Source organism: Dyadobacter chenhuakuii, assembly GCF_023821985.2.
Classification (GTDB): Bacteria; Bacteroidota; Bacteroidia; order Cytophagales; family Spirosomataceae; genus Dyadobacter; species Dyadobacter chenhuakuii.
In genome coordinates this window covers 137,652-156,139 of record NZ_CP098805.1, presented here as the reverse complement: position 1 = coordinate 156,139, position 18,488 = coordinate 137,652, and the positions used below count along the sequence as shown (strand labels likewise).

At 46.6% G+C, this 18,488-nt stretch carries 13 protein-coding genes; 3 read left to right on the top strand and 10 right to left on the bottom strand.

Going from position 1 to position 18,488, the window contains the following annotated elements; genetic code table 11:
* Positions 1–17 precede the first annotated feature (17 nt).
* The 3 genes from NFI80_RS00720 to NFI80_RS00710 all read right to left on the bottom strand — a co-directional run bounded on the left by NFI80_RS00720 (position 18) and on the right by NFI80_RS00710 (position 6,930).
* The gene (locus NFI80_RS00720; protein ID WP_235164327.1) at positions 18–1,856 is read right to left on the bottom strand and encodes a RagB/SusD family nutrient uptake outer membrane protein; all 1,839 of its coding nucleotides are present in this window, start codon (positions 1,854–1,856) and stop codon (positions 18–20) included.
* Positions 1,857–1,867: 11 nt separating this feature from the next.
* On the bottom strand, positions 1,868–4,993 hold the full coding sequence (locus NFI80_RS00715) for a SusC/RagA family TonB-linked outer membrane protein (RefSeq protein ID WP_235164326.1): 3,126 nt from the start codon (positions 4,991–4,993) through the stop codon (positions 1,868–1,870).
* A gap of 1,061 nt (positions 4,994–6,054) precedes the next feature.
* Positions 6,055–6,930, bottom strand: coding sequence for an alpha/beta fold hydrolase (locus NFI80_RS00710; RefSeq protein ID WP_235164325.1), 876 nt, complete (start codon positions 6,928–6,930; stop codon positions 6,055–6,057).
* A 472-nt stretch (positions 6,931–7,402) separates the two neighbouring features.
* Between NFI80_RS00710 and NFI80_RS00705 the strand changes: the two genes are divergently transcribed.
* The 3 genes from NFI80_RS00705 to NFI80_RS00695 all read left to right on the top strand — a co-directional run bounded on the left by NFI80_RS00705 (position 7,403) and on the right by NFI80_RS00695 (position 10,263).
* Entirely contained in the window at positions 7,403–7,726 is a 324-nt protein-coding gene (locus NFI80_RS00705; RefSeq protein ID WP_235164324.1) for a hypothetical protein, read from the top strand.
* 252 nt (positions 7,727–7,978) lie between these two features.
* On the top strand, positions 7,979–8,920 hold the full coding sequence (locus NFI80_RS00700) for an RraA family protein (RefSeq protein ID WP_235164323.1): 942 nt from the start codon (positions 7,979–7,981) through the stop codon (positions 8,918–8,920).
* Between the two features lie 59 nt (positions 8,921–8,979).
* Complete coding sequence (locus NFI80_RS00695) at positions 8,980–10,263, top strand: mandelate racemase/muconate lactonizing enzyme family protein (protein ID WP_235159673.1); 1,284 nt, start codon at positions 8,980–8,982, stop codon at positions 10,261–10,263.
* Positions 10,264–10,644: 381 nt separating this feature from the next.
* On the opposite strand, the gene NFI80_RS00690 is transcribed toward NFI80_RS00695, so the two are convergent.
* From NFI80_RS00690 to NFI80_RS00660, 7 genes are read right to left on the bottom strand one after another with little or no spacing between them, the layout of a single operon-like run.
* On the bottom strand, positions 10,645–11,946 hold the full coding sequence (locus NFI80_RS00690; protein ID WP_235164322.1) for an OmpA family protein: 1,302 nt from the start codon (positions 11,944–11,946) through the stop codon (positions 10,645–10,647).
* Positions 11,947–11,980: 34 nt separating this feature from the next.
* Entirely contained in the window at positions 11,981–12,601 is a 621-nt protein-coding gene (locus NFI80_RS00685; RefSeq protein WP_235164321.1) for a response regulator, read from the bottom strand.
* Positions 12,598–14,601 (bottom strand): ATP-binding protein, encoded by a 2,004-nt coding sequence (locus NFI80_RS00680; protein ID WP_235164320.1) that lies wholly within the window; start codon positions 14,599–14,601, stop codon positions 12,598–12,600. The genes NFI80_RS00685 and NFI80_RS00680 overlap by 4 nt, the downstream gene beginning before the upstream one ends.
* A 42-nt stretch (positions 14,602–14,643) precedes the next feature.
* Positions 14,644–16,080 (bottom strand): S41 family peptidase, encoded by a 1,437-nt coding sequence (locus NFI80_RS00675; RefSeq protein ID WP_235164319.1) that lies wholly within the window; start codon positions 16,078–16,080, stop codon positions 14,644–14,646.
* On the bottom strand, positions 16,077–16,835 hold the full coding sequence (locus NFI80_RS00670; RefSeq protein WP_235164318.1) for a MotA/TolQ/ExbB proton channel family protein: 759 nt from the start codon (positions 16,833–16,835) through the stop codon (positions 16,077–16,079). Before NFI80_RS00670 ends, NFI80_RS00675 begins: the two co-directional genes overlap by 4 nt.
* A 27-nt stretch (positions 16,836–16,862) precedes the next feature.
* Positions 16,863–17,711: a hypothetical protein gene (locus tag NFI80_RS00665; protein WP_235164317.1), complete on the bottom strand. Its 849-nt coding sequence runs from the start codon at positions 17,709–17,711 to the stop codon at positions 16,863–16,865.
* Between the two features lie 33 nt (positions 17,712–17,744).
* Positions 17,745–18,476: an outer membrane beta-barrel protein gene (locus tag NFI80_RS00660; RefSeq protein WP_235164316.1), complete on the bottom strand. Its 732-nt coding sequence runs from the start codon at positions 18,474–18,476 to the stop codon at positions 17,745–17,747.
* Positions 18,477–18,488 lie beyond the last annotated feature (12 nt).

Here is an 18,488-nt window from a genome sequence, read left to right as displayed (position 1 = left end):
AACTGGCTCACAATCGCTTACAGCCACGGTGTGTTCTGGGTCAGGTTTGGATTACGGTCGCGCTCGCCCGGTGGGATCCTGAAAATGTAGTTCTGCTGATAAGTGCGCTCGGGAGTATTCTGAAAATACCTTTGCTGATTGGCTCCGTGCGTATCAATCCGCCAGATTCCCTCCGTATATGGAGCTCCCCACACACGTTCCTGCGCACGCCATCTGCGAATGTCAAAGCCACGGTGCCCTTCGGCTAAAAGTTCAATGATGCGCTCTTGTTCAATGGCAGCAAAGAATGCATCCGCATTTGCGGTTTTGGTTGCTTTAAGCGCAGGCAGATTTCCGCGGTGACGGACTTTGTTTACCAATGTAATCGCGTCAGCAGTAGGACCTTTCACTGCATTGGTTGCCTCTGCATACATCAGATATACATCGGCCAGTCGCATGACCGGGAAGTTGTAATCGCCATCGCTGCGTCCCTGCCCTGCATAGTTGCGCAGGAACTTGCGGAACACGTAACCCGAGTTGGTGCCGTCGGTATTGTAAGTCGTGTATTTAACGCCGTTAATTGTGATAGCCTGGTTCCAGGTTTTGTAAATAAATGGTGACCAGCCGGTTGATTTCAGTGAAGCCAAACCAACACTCAATTCATAATCCCACATAATGGAAGCTTTCATCCGGTAGTCACGGTTTTTATAGCTTTGTGGATTTACGGCAGAATTTGGCGCAGTGCGCCCCCCCGCATCCACCGGGTTCATAGGCACCAGCTTCGTAGCAAAATCGCCCGTTATGATAGACTGGTAGCGATCTGCAATCTCATACCGCGGCGCCACCCACAGTTGTGAACCTTCATGAGAACGACCAGCGAAGTCGCGCATCAGCTCCTCTCCCTGACTCGTTCCTGTGCCTCCGTGTGTGAAACCCATGATAATTTCAGGATCATTGTTGGCAGCCGGCGTGAACAAATAATAATAATTGGGCAGCTTATCAGCCTTGCCCAGCGAGTCAATGTCTCCCGGCTCTCCGTTGCGGAATAAAACCAAACCGTAATCGTTGATCACCGAGTTGAAATCTGCTGCTGCGGCCGTATAAGCTGCCGTGGCAGCATTGGCATCGGGTTTGAAACTTTCAAGCTCAGGCCAGCCGAACCGGTTCCAGCAAGCCCAGTAGAGTTGCAGCTTTCCGCGAAATGCCAGTGCCGCAGGTTTTCCGGCACGCCCTGCGCCCGGTCCTTTTTCAGGCAGCTTTTCATAAGCATAATTGAAATCCGCCATAATGGAATCTTTCACCTGCGTGATCGGCGTCCGCGCTAGTGTAGAGACATCTGCATTGCTCTCAGCGATTTTGGTAAAATATGGCACATCACCCCACATGGAGATCAGCCGAAAATAGACCATTCCACGCAGCAGCTTGGCTTCTCCAACAATCGCTTCTAGCTTGGGTACGGACTCAGGCTTTGCAGTCAACAGCATTCTTTCCACATTGGTGATCACATAATTGGTGCGGTTTACTCCGCCGTACAGGTATCTGTACATCTTGTCAAAATTGTCGCCATATCCGCTTGGGTTATAGTCACCATCGTGGTAAGCGTCGCCCAGGCGCAGGTTACCGCTTGTGGCGCTGGTTCCGCGTGTACGGACATATTCTCCATGCCCGTCAAGATAATAATCACGGTCAAAAAGCGGGCGAACTGATGCATAGGCACCATTTAAAGCAAATGTTGCGTCATCTTCGGTTTTCCAGAATGCATCGGTGGCCAATTCCGTCGTAGGGTCCTGTTCAAGCAAGTCCTGCGTACATGAGCCCATCCCGAAAATGAGGCATGTGAGGACAATAGCTAATATTATATGTTTAATACTTTTCATGAGAATTGCTTTTAGATTCCTATATTGATACCAACCGAATAGGATTTGTTCAAAGGATATGCATCGCTTCTGTTTCCGGCTTTCTCAGGATCCAGTCCGCGGAACTTGGTGATTGTAGCTAGATTTTCAGATGAAGCGAAGATGCGAAAGTTGGTCATGCCCAGCTTTTTGGTCAATGTTATGGGCAGGTTGTAACCCAGCTGAATGTTCTTCACACGCAGGTAAGACAGGTTATCAAGCCAGAAGCTCGTTTCCTCGCGGTTGGCATTTCCGTTCAGTCTCGGCCATGTACCGTCGCGGTTTTCCACCGACCATGGATTGTCCCAATGTCCTTGTGTGGATGCATAACGCTGCGCTCCGAAGTTGACATTGTTGTAGATATTGATCCAATAATCTTTGCGGCCCGAAGCTCCCTGCAAAAGGAATGTCAGGTCAATTCCACGCCACGAGACGCTTCCGTTTACTGCGAAGTTGGTTGTCGGGCGATCGCGCTGAACTCTCGGGTAAGCCACTTTATCCTCATCCGAAATTCTTCCATCGCCATTGACATCCTTGCGTAAAATATCGCCCGGAGAAGCACCTTGCGGCGTTGCATTGTACACATCCTGCCAAGTTTGGGCAACGCCGGCATCCTGGTAACTGTACAGAAAGTGATAAGGCATATTTAAAAAAGTGTAGCCTCTCGCCAGAAATTCATTCCATGATTCCAGGTTGGTCCTGTTGTAAGACGCATTCACTGCCAATGAGTAATTCACAGCACCTTTCCTGTCACGCCAGGTCAGGTTCCCTTCGATACCGCGGTTACGCAGGTTACCGATGTTCTTGCGCGGCGCATCATATGCACCCGTGAGCAGGTTCGACATTTCCGAAGGACGGTTCATGCCGGTGGTAAGGCGGTCGTAATAATCGATTTCAGCCGTGAGGCGGTTGTTCAGGAAGCTCAGATCCAGACCCAGGTTAAATACTTTTGTTGTTTCCCAGGACAAGTCTTTATTAACGAGTTTTCGATTTACAAAACCCTTTACAATCTGGCCGTTGACCATATAATTGCTTGCAGCAAGCGTAGATTGCTGCTCGTAACGGCCTACACCGCTGTTATTTCCAAGACTTCCGTAAGAAGCACGGATCTTTCCGTTGGTAAGAATACCACTGGTGTAACGGTTGATGAATGCTTCCTCCGTAAAGCGCCAACCCAATGCTGCGGATGGAAAGAAACCAAACTGGCTGCCAGGCAGGAACCTGGAAGAACCATCCGAACGGAAATTCACTTCGAGCAGATATTTGTCGAAAGCAGCATAATTTACCCGACCAATGTAAGAGCGCAAACCTTCTGTCGAAGAATTACCGGCGGTGGATTGAATGTCGGTCAAAGCTGCGTCCACTTCGTGCAAAGACGGGTGCAGCCTGTCGTTCCTTGAAGTAGCCTGATAACGGTCGTACCAGTATTCTTCACTGTAAACGAACATTGCGCCGAGCTCGTGGTTCTTGGCAATGGTCGTGTTGTAATTCAGCCTTCCGTTCAGGAGCGTTTTGTAACCCGTGTTTGTAAAGTTCCCTACACTAGCGTTTGGTCCTACATACACGCGACTGCCAAATGTGTTTGTCTGGAAATTGTAGGACTGGTTGGGCATGGCCGCATTCCAGCGAAACTGGTTGAAATAATTCAGTGCGTAATCAATGCGGGCAGTCAGTCCTTTGATCGGCGTCCAATCCACGTACATATTGACATTCGCTTCCTGCCTGTTTTGCTTGTTAAGCTGGTTGACATAAAGTGTGTATGGGTTATAAGCCTGAGGATCTTCGTTATAAGCCATCACACCTCCAAAGTAACCAGTTGTCGGATCATACGGCAAAATACCCGGAATTGCATATTGCATATCAAAGCCCGCTGTGTTGGCAGCGTCGTCATCGGTGAAACCGTCCTCCAACGCATAAGTCATATTCGACCAGTTTCCATTGAATTTCACACCTGTATTAATGTTCTTTCTTATCTTGTAATCGTAGTTGAAGCGCGCATTGTAACGTTTGAAATCATTGTTGACCTGTAATCCTTTTTCATTCATTAACCCCACGGAAATGAAGAAATTAGACTTGTCGCCGCCACCGGAAGAAGACAGGTTGTAGTTCTGAACCGAACCTGTGCGCAGAATCACATCCCACCAGTCGGTGTTCGGAAACGCGACCGGATCAATCATTCCCATCGCCATCCATTGGTCAATGGTGCCGTCTTTGAAATTGAAGTTGGAACGCAATGTGTTCACAGCCGCTGCGCGCTGGTGGAGCGTGAGCGTGCGCGGATAATTTGAAAGAAATTCATAGGATCGGGTCGGAACCTGAACCCCATAGTTTCCTGAGAAATTGATGGATGCTTTTTCCTGTCCCTTACCCGATTTGGTGGTGATCAGGATAACGCCGTTTGCAGCACGAGATCCGTAGACAGATGAAGATGTGGCGTCTTTCAGAATAGATACAGTTTCAATATCATTCATATTCAGTCTGTTGATGTCCACATCAGGCATTCCGTCGACGACGACCAGCGGGCTAGCGTTGTTGACGGTTCCCAATCCCCGGATCACCAGCGACGCATTGTTTCGGCCGGCCATACCCGAATTCTGGTTTACGGCAAGCCCTGGTACCAATCCTTGAAGACCCGATGAAACGTTGCTGAGTGAGCGGTTAGTAATTTTGTCGTCGATTTTAATGGCTGAGACTGCGCCGGTGACATTCACTTTTTTCTGGGTTCCGTAGCCTACAACGACTATTTCATCCAACGATTTGTCCTCTGGGGCGAGTTGAATACTGACCGATGTGCGGTTTTCGACGGTAGTTTCCTGGGGAATGTAGCCGATAAAGCTGAATGTCAGCACCGACGAGGCGCCGGCAACTGTGATCTTGTAGTCTCCGTCCGGGCTGGTGGTGGTCCCGTTGGCAGTGCCCTTTTCGATGACATTCACCCCGGGTAGCCCGGCCCCTTTTTCATCGGTTACCTTACCAGTGATGGTCACAGCGGCCGTCGATTCGTGCCTGACGCTCGCCAGGATGCCGCTTCTTGCTTCCGTTTGAAGCCCCGGGCACAGCCAGATACCTGACAGCAGAGCGAGACTTCCCCACGGAATGCGCGTAGAGGGTCGTTTCATAGTTAAGTTGGTTTAGAGTGATTTGTACCCACAGGTGACGCAAATCGGTTTAAACCTCCCTGACTATCTTTATAAATATTATTTAAATAGTCTATTAGATACTCGTACCAATTACTATATGTTATAAAGTCGGTATTAGACCTCGGTACGATTGTGCTGAGTAATTAGCCAATAACTGAAAGAATCAAACGTAACACTGCTATTCCATCCCCTGAAGGGCGGTCTTGTCGCACTTTTTGACATTTATGTGACAGGGGCGATAAATATTAATGGTACTTTTCGAAGCCCTGTGTTACTCAGGACTCATTTCAGAACTCCAAGGCTGACGCTCTTTGATGCACAATGCTGAGTAAAAATTGACCTTGAAGGTGTAGATCTTGTGCTGTTTGTGCCCGATCCATCCCAAGTATGGCACGTTGTCGTCAAGCTTAAAGTCCTTAGCCTGGCATTGCAGGAGCAGTTTGTCATACAGATGGCATGCGCACACGGCCTGGTCAGCTCTCAAAAGGATTTTTACTCCCAGGTGCAACGAGCTCCAAAGTATCGCCCTTGACCTTGAATGAAAATCTACCAATTATACCATTTCTAAATGACCAAACTGAGTCACCACCACCGGTATCCAAACATGCTTTTTCTGTACCAATGAATGCTGCGACATTTGATAAGGTATAATTGACACCCCACCTTTACAACCGCATTCTGCCCTATTAAACGTATTATTTGCTATTTCAAATTCTATGCTATGCGTGTTTGCAGGGTAAGATGTGTCGAGCTCGGCGGTAGCAGTTAAAGCAACATAGGTGACCTCTCCTTGGTAGAGTCTATTCAATGGCTTAGAAGGAGAGATAGTATCATTTTGTTTGCAAGCGGGAAGCAATGCGCACAGCAGAATTAAAAAAGTAAGTTATCTTTTCATAATTATGTAACTGCTTTATAGACAATGCCTTGTTAGAAACTTAAACGGAATATTTAGATTAATACATATTTAGCGACTACCACTAAATTGCTCACAAACTCTTCGCTCATAAGGCAAATATTCTTTTATTAAGCAGCCAGTATAATTATTTCGCTGAAGCGTTACTTAATACGGCTTTCTCATTTAAAAATTCAATGGCTATCTGGCATAGCGTTTCTCCTTTTTCGTCTGGCATTTCATGCCCTATATTAGGATAAACACATAATTGTCCATAGCGAAGTGCTTCAAAAATCGATATCGTATGGCCGAGTTTGATCATATCCCTGTCACCACGTATTAATAACACGGGCACCTCGATGCTTGCGATTTTGTCGTCTGGAATTTTGATTTCCCTTTCCCAAGCCTTTTGATTGTCCTCCCAAAATTTTATCCATTTTTCAGGTTCGGGATTCATTCGCTGATAGTTTTCCAACCAATCCTTGTCCTCTTTTACCGCTTCAATGGTATATTCTTTCAATAAACCGCGGGCTTCATCAGTTAGTCCACTGGCTTTGGAGTTCGAAGCACCGCTGACGACTTTTTTTATTTTGTCAGGTCTGTTGGCGGCAAGCAGCAGTGCAGTGTTCCCTCCTGTGCTCCAGCCCATCACATAAGCGCTGTCCAGTTTCAGTTGGTCGATAAGCTGTGAATTGTATTCAGCTAGCAATTCGCCACTTAAACTATCAGCATGCTCGGAGCGGCCGTGTCCCGGCGCATCCGGTGCTATAACTCTATAATGTTTTGAGAGTTCGGGAATGATGCCCGCTAGGTTTTCGATCGAGCCCAGCCCTTGATGCAAGAGTAGCAAGGGAATTCCTTTACCATATTCCTCGTAATAGATTTTTGTATTGTGTATCGTCACATACTTCCCATGATTTGACCCATATTTAATAGGTATGCCTGTCTGGCTACTAGGTTTTTCAACTCGATTGCAGGAAGCAACGAACAAATTAAATAAAAAAAAATAAACGAGTCGTTTCATCTTTATGTGTCTAAGTACGCGATTAGACGTATATGCAAATTTCAAGATTAAATACGCAATTATTGCGAAGAGTGTTGAACTACATAGACAATTTCTCAAATTTCTCAGAGGTCCCATAGTAAATGGTTGGCTCAACCCACCAACACTTGTATCCAGAAAATAAATATTTATCTATCACTGTAATCTTCTTCAATAAATCCCTACTAATACTGCGGATTAACAGGAAAGAGATGAAAAGACTAAAAACATATTTACTCGTTTTATTTGTGTACCAGGCTTTCTGACGCAATCCGTAGCCCCAGATTCAAAAAGAACAGACCGACTTGATTGACCGTTATTTGAGCGTGCAGCAGCAATCAATTGGCTTTAACGGTACAGTACTGATTGCCGGGAATGGTAGTATAATCTATCGACGGTCCGTAGGAAAAGCTTCATTGGAGCTAGACGTCCAGTTTCCCTCACTCCATTGCGTATGGATCATACAGATGTAGGCAATGCAACAGACATTATCAATGGAATGGGCTCGCCGCATCATCAATTAGCAGATCGACTAATCGCAGCACCACATCGGGACTACGCTTTAATGAAAGGGTCGGGCAACCTGTATTCAACTGCGAGCGATCTATCAAAGTGGAACATGGCAGAACATGGTAGTGGCCATTTCAACAAAATGGTCACTAGTCTAAATCACAGCTCCTCTAAAAATGGGAAGCCTACAAGCAATAAACTTGGCTGTATGAAAGTGTTTGGTGTTCAAGCGGGAATGCGAGCTTGGACAATAGAGTGGAATATGTAGAACTGGGTTGGAGGTTACTTTGTTTTATTATTCGCTTGATTCTTAATTGTGTGCTCGAACCAATAAAGCGTTTCGGTAAGGACATCTTTCCTTTAGAAAATTTAGACGGCACACCCAGCTCTTGCTTTGATTGGTTACGCATATGAATAAAAAAAATGATGTTTAATATTGATATTTTTTCTGCCTGTTGTTCCATTTTTGCTTAAAGTAGAACGATGTTGAACGGGTCTTTATCAAAGATAATTTGATATTATGAAAAGACTGCTTCTACTTGTACTCGGTCTGCTTTGCACAGAAAACGTTATTTCTCAGCAAATCACAAAAAATGAACTGCTTTTTCTCACTCCGCTCTGGAAGGGTGATCGATTTTCCGACGGCCGACCGAAAGTTCCTGACGCCATTCTGAAAAGAATGAAACTTGTCACATTGGAAGAGGCTTGGGCAGTATTAAAAGGAGAAAATTTCAAACATCAGTATGACGACAACTGGCAGACCATTAATCCAGACTCGGTGCTTGTTGGACGGGCCTTGACGGCTTCATTTATCCCCGGGAGGCCAGACATCCACCTGGCGATCGATGAACGTGGTCATACCAAAGATGGCAGGGTAAAGTCACAAAATTCCTGGCCTATTGATATGCTCGTGAAAGGTGATGTGTATGTGGTCAACCAATTTGGAGCCCATGAAGATGGCCCAACTATCGGTGACAATCTGGCAAATTCTATTTATGTCAAGAGTGGAAATGGCATTGTGTATGATGGGGCGGTCAGAGACATTAATGGTTTGAAAGAAATAGGTTCATTTACCTCATTTTTCAGGAGTTATCACCCATCTCACCACCTTACCAGCCCTGGTAAGGAGATAAACACCACCTTGGTCGGCATAAATCAGCCTACAAAAATCGGAAATGCTGCCGTCTTGCCAGGTGATGTTGTACTGGGTAGGGATGGAGGAGTGATTTTCATTCCTCCACATCTGGCTGAAAAAGTTGTCAAAACTTCTGAGGTGGTCAGATTGCGGGATATGTTTGGGCACCAGCGCCTTCGTGAGCAAAAGTATACACCCGGACAGATTGACTCAAGGTGGTCTGATGCAATTGAAAAAGACTTTTCGCAATGGCTCAATGATCGTATAGATCAATTGCCGGTTCCAAAAGAGCAAATCCAGGAATTGTTGAAGACCCGAACCTGGTAAATTCATGGAGACAAGGCGGTTCGTAGCTCAATTTTTTAGCAAACCACAATTCACATTCTATGGCAAGTCCTACTTCAAGACGACAGTTTTTCAAAAATGCCGCAATTTCAACTGCCTTGGCAAGTGTACCCCTTGCCGGGTTTGGCGAAGTGTATGAAAATGCGATTGATAAAACACCAAAAAATTCGGCTCCTTCGGATTTAAAAATCACTGACATTAAATGTGGATACATTCGAAATGGCCATAGTCTGTTTGTTAAAATATACACCAATCAGGATATAGTGGGACATGGCGAAGGCGTGGATGCAACACCCGGGACATACCATCTGGTAAAGATGTTCGCTCAGCGGATCAAAGGCAAAAGTCCGCTGAATGTCCATCGGCTTTTTGAAGATATCAGGAGAAGTGGTTTTTTCGAAGGTGCTCAGTCGGGCATGTATATTGCCGTTCTCACGGCAGTGGAAACCGCACTTTGGGATTTGGCCGGGAAGGCTCTGGGACTGCCAGTATATCAGCTTTTGGGCGGTAAATTTAGAGACGATATCCGAGTTTATATGGATACCGCTTTGTATCAAAACCGGCTGCCCAAGCCCGAGGATTTTGCCGCAGCAGCAAAAGAAGCTGTTGGTATGGGCTTCACTGCGGTGAAGTTCGATCTGGACCAGGCAAATGACCCGAATAAATATGATAGGTATAACTGGACGGCCAGCCCGGCTGAAGTGCAGCGAATGTATGATCAGATGGCCGCCACCCGAGCAGCCGTGGGTCCGAAAATTGACATTTGTGCCGACATGCATGGCCGATACGACGCTCCTACAGGTGAAAAAGTTGCAAAAGTCCTTGAACCTCTCAATTTGATGTGGCTGGAAGAGCCAATACCCGCAGAAAATGCGGAAGCGTACAAAAGAATAGCGGATTCGACCAGTACTCCCATTTGTGCAGGTGAAAATCATTATTTAGCCTTGGGTTTCAGACCATTATTGGAGCTTGGCGCTGTGGATATTATTATGCCAGATCTTCAAAAGGCAGGCGGACTGGGCGAGGCGCAACGGATAGCCAACCTGGCCAATTTGTATTACGTCCCATTTGCACCACATATGGTGGCGTCATATCTGGGTGCAATGGCGTCAACTCACGTTTGCGTTTCAGTCCCTAATTTCATGATCATGGAGTGGCAAATTTACTTCCATAAGGATCCAATGTTTAAAGAGATTGTTACGTTCGAAGGAGAAATGGTGACCAAAGGATTTATCAAAGTTTCTGAAAAACCCGGGATTGGTGTTGAAATAAATGAAGAAGGTATGCGTAAATACGCAACCCCCGGCGTTCCTTTCTTTGAATGACTAGGGATTGAACCGTCAAACTGTATTATTCAAAAATGTTTCCGGTTCTAGAATTCAGCACGCGTATCGAACCACATCCGGTTGTATCCCACCACAGCACGTTTGTAAAACACTCCGCTTTACTTGTTGAAGTTGGCAGGGATGATTCTTTTATTTGTACCAGGAGCACAGCAACAAAACCTAATATATCGGTCAGAAGATAAGCCGTATCTGTGAATGACGCGGTCTGATGCAGGAAAGTTTGCCTAAATAATTCGGTCAATCAAGGCAAAGGTATATTGTACTCAACTAAGCTTTTGTGCCTAATCTATACGCTTGGTTGGCAGTGAACGCCATTGCTTCCCTCACCTCATCGCACAGCAACTATCACCACCACAATTGCTAAAGTCTGACAAATTCGACGCGGCGATTATTTGCCTTTCCTAAGATTGTATCATTCGAATCTGCTGGCTGCGATTCTCCTTTGCCATCTGTTTCAACGCGTGAGGCGTCCACTTTGAAAACTGTAATAAGAGATTCTTTAATAGCAGCGGCACGGCGCTTCGACAAGTCGAGATTTGCATCATCATTTCCATCGGAATCTGTATGCCCAACGATTTGAACGCGCATAGAAGCATTTTCGTGTAAAACCTGCGCAATGTCTTTGAGGCTTCCATAGGATTGTGGCAAAATATTTGCACTATTTACATCGAAAAGGATCCCGCGCGTAGTGAATTTGCCTTCACTAATTAACTTATTACGGGTATCAGCAGCGCCAACGGCGAGTTGAATGTTCCCCAGGAAAAAGGCGCCGCCTTTCTGGTTAAAATCGGGCGAGATAGCTGTGAAGGCCAATGTATTCAAAGCTGCCGCCGCATCCAGCGCTCTTGGAAGATCCAACACCTTTGTGCTGTCCAAATAGACACGCACCCGTTGCTTCTGCCTCCAGATAGAGACTTTAACCGCATTTTTCTCAATATTGAATTCCGGTACACCGTATTTAAACTGGCTACCGATCAAATTTGAGGAATAAGTCAGCTGACCTTTATCAGAAGAAGTTGGCTGAAATGCGACTTTGAAGTGAGGCCCGCCAATGCTTTTTGACTTGCCCAAATCAAACTTCTGGTCTATGTCGCTGGTCTGCATGAAGCTGATCATGAATTCACCAATATTGGAAACATTTTTATTGCCTATCAGGTCAAGCTGCAGCGTGAAGTTTTCAGGAAGGTCACTCGTTAAGTACTCGGGATAGAAAACGCCATCCTGGTCAATTCGCAGCCACTTTCCCGTTTTGCCTTCGATGTTAACAATTTCAGCGCCCGACCGCGTGTTCCAGTTAGTAGGAAAATCCCCGATCTCATCCTTTGAAAAGTCCTCATGAACAATGATCTTGTTTCCAGCGATAAAATCAAATTTTGAATATGAGGTAATGTCGCCTGTGTTCGTTAGAGCGGCTACTACTGGTTGATGAGGATCAGATTGTGTAGGCACATTGGGGGTATTTGCCTGTTGCTCATTGGTTTCTGGAGTCATTTCAGCAGCGGTGCCGTCTTTGTCTTTCTTTTTTTGTACTGCTTTATCAATAGATTGATCGACCTGATCAACGACCTTTTGTTCGACCTTATTTTTGATCCGGTTCAAAAGCTGCGCCGGACAAGCAATGCAAACCAGAAAAAAAGGGACTACCAGAAAGATTTTTTTCATTTCAAATATGAATTAATGGATTGTTTAGTATGGATCAGGTCAGACCCAGGTCTGTGGCGATCTTAATGACGGTGGCCGTGTTGGGGGCGCCAAATTTTTCGATCAAGTTTTTCCGGTGGCTTTCAACTGTATGGGTGCTAATAAAAAGTGCTGCTGCAATCTGCTGCGTAGTATGCCCTGTCCCGATCAGTTGCAGGATTTCTTTTTCCCGTCTGGTAAGCCGGGGAATTTCCTTCTGATCGCTGGGCGGGCTGCTGTTGAGAACAGCCTGCGTGCCCTGGCACAGATAAATCTGTCCGTCCATGGCGGCGTGTAGTGCAGTGATAATGTCTTTGCCTATCGCATTTTTGAGCACATAGCCGCTCGCCCCGCTTTGCAGCATGCCCATGATGACTGTCCGCTCATTATGAACGCTTAATGCAATGATCTTTGCAGCCGGAAATTTCTGCTTGATTTTCTGGCATAATGTAACACCATTGATATCGGGCAGATTAATGTCCATCAGCATGGCATCCGGGACAGTGGTTTCGAGCGCATCCAGCACAGCTGAGCCGGTTTGATACATGCCTGAGACCTCCATTTCTTCCCTGCTTTCGAGCAGGTTTCGAAGGCCGTCGAGCACAATCGGATGATCGTCAATGATAAATACTTTCATAGCATGTCACATTCTACCGTTACAGTTGTTCCTTTTTGCGGTGCAGACTGGATTTCAAACCGCGCATTCAAAAAATCGGCGCGTGCTTTGATGTTGGAAAGCCCCGACCCTGCTTTGGTGTTAGTTTTATTGATGTCAAAACTCTTGCCATCGTCCTCCACGGTTACAAATAATGTATCGCCACTTTGTTGAATGATCACCAGGATCTGTGACGCCTGAGCATGCTTCAATGCATTGTTGACCAGTTCCTGAATAATCCGGTAAATTACAATCTGTTTTTCCCTCGGCATGGAATCTTTGTAATTAAAAACCTGGCAAACCAGATTAGCACCGGTTTCTTTCAGGTTCTTACAAAATTCCTTTGTAGCTTCCGCAAGCCCATATTTCATCAGGATCTCGGGCATCAGGCTGCGTGCAATCCTGCGCAGCTCATTCACGGCTTCATCCAGATGGGAAAGCGTTTTGTGTATTCCCACTTTCATTGGTACATGCTGTTTGTCAGACAGTTGCGAAAGCTCAATTTTAATGCTGCTCAGCAGGCCACCCAGGCCGTCATGCAAGTCACGCGCCAGACGCGTACGTTCCCGCTCCTGCCCATCGAGCATGGCAGAAAGCATGGAGATGCGGTGATCCTGTTTTATCTTTTGCAATTCGAGCTCGTGCAATTGCTGCTGCTGCGCCCAAAGCCTTTTATTATTTCGGTAAAATAACAAAACGAGCACCGTGACCACGAGCAAAAACAAACAAACCACAGCCAGGAGCCAGCTTAGGAGCCTGTTATTCTTAATCGTTAATGTGGCCCGTTCATTTTTAGCCTGTAAGTCATTGATCTTTTTTTCTTTCTCAACCGACTTATATTTGGCTTCCAGATCGGCGATTTCGGCTTTCGTGCGTTCCTGATATGAGCTGTCGGCGAGTTCGGTATATCTGCGAAGCCACTGATAAGCACCAGTCATATCTCCCACTTTCTCGCTGGTCTGGGCAAGCTCGTAATAATACAGCATCCGGTCTTGGTAGCGCGTTATCGGCGGTTTGCTGCGCATGATGGCCTTCATTGTCTGCAATGCTTTGGGATAGTTTTCCTGCGCTTTGTAGGTAAAGTAGATTTGAAGCATAATGCCGCGACGGTCATAAGCTTTTCCCAACTTGTCGCAAAGTAAGATCCCCTTATCAAAACTTTCCATGGCTTTGGCATACTGGCGCAACCGGGAATAATACATGCCCTCCACCAGGTAAAAATCGATAAGGTAAACCGAGTTCGGATCTTCTGAAAGTATGTCGTAGGCGCTGTCCAGCATAGGCCGGATGGGTGGGTAGTCTTTAAGGTAAATGTAATTTTTAGAGGCAAACATATAAGCATCAGCCATTTCAAGAGAATTAGGCGCTATTTTTTCCAGAATGGAAATGGCCGAGCTGAGATAACTTTTGGCCTTTGTATAATCGAGCTGATTGGAGAAGATCATACCGAGATTATGGTAATTCCGGGCCATCCGGGCGCTGTCGCCTGCCTGCTGGGAAAGCGGGATCACATGGTCGAGCAGGATGCGGGCATATTGCAGCTCGTCGTCCTGGCGTTGCCGCAAAGCGCCGTAATTGTTCCAGGCCCTGGCCCGGTAAACAAGCGCCGCCTTTCCGGCAAACCGCCTCAGCAGTTGTTCTGCACGCAGGTAACCTGCCTCGCTCCTCTTAAAATCCGTATCAAAATAAACGCCAGCCGTGTAAAATTGCACAAGCGCCGCCTGAAACGAGTTTTGTTTCACATAACCAGCCGCCTTTCTTACATATTGCACCGCCAGTGATGTATCCTTGTCGCTGTAATAATCTGAGAGCAATAACAATGTTGCAATGCGCAATGAATCACTCTGCTTGCCTTTCAGGATATTTTGCAAACTATCGACATAACTAACGCCGGTAACCGGGCTCTGCGCACAAAGCGGCAAAGCTGGCACGGCTAAAAGCGAATAAATGAAGCTGCTGATTATGAAGATCTTATTTTTCAAAACATTCCGATTTGCCAGCAATAAATGATAATAATGTTGCCCTTAGTCAATGGGAAGCGGCATTGCTTCGCCCGTGTCGCGGACCATCAGCCCGTTCCATGCTGCTGGTGTATCCCTGAGTGTTTGGCGAACTGTTCGCTGCACCTGCAATCTTCCAGCCATGCGTGCAGGATTCCGGGTTGTAATGCCCATTTGGGTCAATGCTGCGTGCAGCAATGTTTCGTTCTCATCCCCAAAGGGCAGAAAAGGCACATTGGAATCGTCAACAGCGTGTGTTGGCTTTATGCCCTCGACAGTGCCGTAATCAGAGTCGCCATTTGCATTCACTGTTTGTCCCAGCATCACATAAAGTCCATATTTCCACCGCTTTTTCTCATCCCCGATCAACGACCCGAAAAGGTTCTTTCCCGCTGTGTTATCGCCAATGGTGATCACCGACATATGCGGTTTGAGTCCATTGATAATCAGCTCGCTGGCCGATGCCGTCCCATTGGAAGTGAGCACGAATATCCGGTTGAGCCTGTTACCAATGTTGCTGGGTTCCTTGGCAAATTTATAGGTTAGTGCATCCGGACCGTTCTTTTCCTGCCAGTATTTAATGTATTTTTCGTTCCACTGCTCTTTATAAAAGACCTTGGAAGCACTGTAATTACTGACGATCAGCGAGCCCAATGTCACCGCAGAGCTCAGATATCCGCCGCCATTCAGCCGCAGATCCAGCACCAGTTCCTGTATGCCCGCCTTATTAAAATCCGCAAAAATATTCCGTAACTCGTTGTCATATTTAACTTTATCCGCATCCGTGCCGGGAACGAATTGATTATAAACCAGATAACCGATCTTCCGGTTTTGTTTGGTAATGATTTTTGAAAAAGCAATCGGGCTTTCCGTAATCTGTCCCCTGGTCAACGTCACTTCCTGGCCAACACTTTCGATCACTTCACCATTCACTTTGCCCATAGTCACCCGGATGGATTCTGCACCGAGCAGATCAGCATAGTTGGCATCGGTCAGCTGGGTTCCGTTCACTTTGATAATGATGTCACCTCGTTTTAAACCCGCTCTCTGGGCAGGACTTCCGTTGCTTACGTGCGAGAGAAATGCGGCAATGTTGGATTTTCCGCTATCAATAAAACCAAGCATATAATGGATCCCGAAAGCTTTGGTAACCCCGTTAAACTGCTGCTGCGTGGCTTCAAAATCCGGCGTGATCATGGAGAAACGGTCATGCGTTTTGCGGTTAAAAATCAAATTTTCAAAGTAGGCATCCGGCTCGGCGCGGGCATCCAGTTTGCTTTTGGCAGGCATTTCTTTATACCAGAAATAGCCGTCCTGCATCGTTGCATACACCCATTCATTGACCGCATTTTTGTCACCCAGCAAATCGCCAAGGGTGTTAACATCCTTTTCGCGGCAACCGGCAATGCAAAACAATGTTAGGAAAGCCAGTTTAAAGCCGATTTTTTGAAATGTTTTCATGATTGTTGCTTATAAATTCTACTGATCAGGTTATCAATGATATGTGCCTTCATTCTGGAATAAAAAGTATCGATCTCTTCCAGGTAACGGTGGTAGAAGTAGCTCAGGATCAAACCCAGAAAGAGCGCGATGAATGTGGTGTCGAAGGCAATGTTCAGACTTTGGGTTACGAGTGGCATCCCTCCTTCCGTTTTGGCCAGATGGAAAAGTCCGATGGAACCGGCCAAATGCAAAATGGTGCCGATAAAGCCCAGGGAAGCAATCGCGTTGATGAGGAAACGGGCGATTTCCAGCCTGCCTTCCAGCTCGGTTTTACTGTTGTCGATCTGCACATTGAGCACTTGAAGCGTTTCCGAAATGGATTGATTGTTCCGGTATTGCGTGCATGCCCTTTTGATAAAATCGGTTAACATAAAGCTGAAACCGTGTTTTTCCAGATCCAGGACGCTCATTTTTATCCTGGCCACTTCATCCGGCGAAAGCACAAGCTGATCCTCCACAGGCAGCACATTCAGGCCGAAACCTTCGTTTTGTTTTCGGATAAACTTGCGATAACTGACAATTTCAAGAACGCCGAAAATAAAAGCCGTGTAAATGATCGCATGAACGAAGCCGCCGAAAGACCCGCCGAATGCCTGAAGGAAACGGTTGATCCCGTGACTCAGTGACAGGGAAGACAGCAAGATCAATGCAAACCAGATAGAAACGGCGACTATCAGACTGACAGACAAGTGATATAATCTTTTACTGTTCATGATTTCGAGATAATTTTTGAAAAGTTTTTAATTTTTGACCAGTTTGAATTCTCCGTTTTCTGCCAGCGTTACCGTTGCAAGCAGCAATCGCTCCGCATTCAGCTGCAATGTCGAAGTGAATGGCTCGCCCTGCTCCTGTCCGTTTTCATTTTTAGAATAAACAAGCCCCCGCAGGGCTACGGAAGCACTATTTTTGGCACTTGCCTTGAAAACTGCATACATTTTATATTCGCCTGGAATCACCTTATCAAACTGCCGGACGGCCTCCTGCGTTGTCCGCAGATCGCTTCCGAAGAACTTGGTTTTGGCTTTCCCGCTATCCCATTGCCCGATATCGCGTATTTCACGTGCCCCGCCGGAGACGCATTTGGCGCCTTTGCAAACAAACAGATCCACATTATCGCCGATATCCGCCCAGCTAATTTCGAAAGAAACCTTGCAGGGCACGCCCGGCGGATCGCCTAGATACTTGGTGTTTTTAAGCTCCTCGGGTTTCGGTGGCTCCGGCTCCTTTTTTTCCGGAGTGATATCTGCCTGATCTTCATCGGGCGCGACGCTTACCCGGCGAGTGTCAGCCGGAGCGGACGTTTCACATTCAGGACATTCGGGGCAATCTTTTGCAGACGGAAGCTCCTTGTAATCAGCAAGTATAACGAGTAATGTGTCGCCGGGACGCTTGTGCCTCAGGCTATCGTCCACAGTGGCGAACAACTGCCTGTGCAGGGTGTCATAGGAAACGGCCAGCTGCTGTTTGTAAGAAGGAGGCGAACCGCCTTTTGGCACAGCGATGAAGAGAAATATTACCGCACCCAGCGCTCCGCAGATCACGTCCAGAAATGAGATATTGAAGATTTGAGGTTCTCGGTTCCTTGCCATAACTGTTGATTTGGCCGTGCTTAATGATACAGGTCAGTATTTATCGCCAAAAACAAAGTGGTGTGTATAGGTGACGTTCAGGATCGCGGAAACATTCATAACCTTTCCGTTGATGCCGCGCGCTGTTGCATTGCGCTTATTCACTGCATCAAAACCAAGATCAAACAACATGTTCACTGCCAGCTTTCCTTTTTCGCCGACCGGCATCAGCATGCCGGGGCCAAGCATAAATCCTGGCTGGAAGCGCTTGTAAGTATCATTAATGCCGCTGCCAAAGTTGATATCACCCGACTGACTCCGTGAGCCTACGCCCGCCACTTCGAGTTCAAGCCGCGAATTGCCGCTGACTGCGACATTGAACGATGGCCCGGCAGATGCGACCAATCCGATTTTTTCACCCAGGATGCGGTAACGAAAAAGCAGCGGAATGCTAATGAATGACGTGTTTTCCCTTGCTTTTACAAAACCCACATAATCGTTTTCGATCCGGTAATTATCGGTCTCGGCCTTGGTTCCCTTCTGTATAAAGTTTACGCCGGAAACGATTGCCATTTTCCCGAACTCCATCCCGAACACGAAGCCGCCGTTTAGTCCCGGTTTGGCGCTGGAAGAAGTATAGGTGTCCGCGTAGTCGGCTGTGTAGGAATATGTGGACAGGTTTCCGCCACCGCCGCCACCAATGAAGATTGACATATCGTTCTGTGCGCGTGCAGCAATTTGGAAAAATGCAAAGAATACGGCTGTTAGAATGAGTTGTTTTTTCATGTTTTGAAAAGG

Bases quoted from the DNA above. Each gene is read 5' to 3' on its own strand.
- NFI80_RS00720 (WP_235164327.1), bottom strand. From the start codon at position 1,856: ATGAAAAGTATTAAACATATAATATTAGCTATTGTCCTCACATGCCTC.
- NFI80_RS00715 (WP_235164326.1), bottom strand. From the start codon at position 4,993: ATGAAACGACCCTCTACGCGCATTCCGTGGGGAAGTCTCGCTCTGCTG.
- NFI80_RS00710 (WP_235164325.1), bottom strand. From the start codon at position 6,930: ATGAAACGACTCGTTTATTTTTTTTTATTTAATTTGTTCGTTGCTTCC.
- NFI80_RS00705 (WP_235164324.1), top strand. From the start codon at position 7,403: ATGGATCATACAGATGTAGGCAATGCAACAGACATTATCAATGGAATG.
- NFI80_RS00700 (WP_235164323.1), top strand. From the start codon at position 7,979: ATGAAAAGACTGCTTCTACTTGTACTCGGTCTGCTTTGCACAGAAAAC.
- NFI80_RS00695 (WP_235159673.1), top strand. From the start codon at position 8,980: ATGGCAAGTCCTACTTCAAGACGACAGTTTTTCAAAAATGCCGCAATT.
- NFI80_RS00690 (WP_235164322.1), bottom strand. From the start codon at position 11,946: ATGAAAAAAATCTTTCTGGTAGTCCCTTTTTTTCTGGTTTGCATTGCT.
- NFI80_RS00685 (WP_235164321.1), bottom strand. From the start codon at position 12,601: ATGAAAGTATTTATCATTGACGATCATCCGATTGTGCTCGACGGCCTT.
- NFI80_RS00675 (WP_235164319.1), bottom strand. From the start codon at position 16,080: ATGAAAACATTTCAAAAAATCGGCTTTAAACTGGCTTTCCTAACATTG.
- NFI80_RS00670 (WP_235164318.1), bottom strand. From the start codon at position 16,835: ATGAACAGTAAAAGATTATATCACTTGTCTGTCAGTCTGATAGTCGCC.
- NFI80_RS00665 (WP_235164317.1), bottom strand. From the start codon at position 17,711: ATGGCAAGGAACCGAGAACCTCAAATCTTCAATATCTCATTTCTGGAC.
- NFI80_RS00660 (WP_235164316.1), bottom strand. From the start codon at position 18,476: ATGAAAAAACAACTCATTCTAACAGCCGTATTCTTTGCATTTTTCCAA.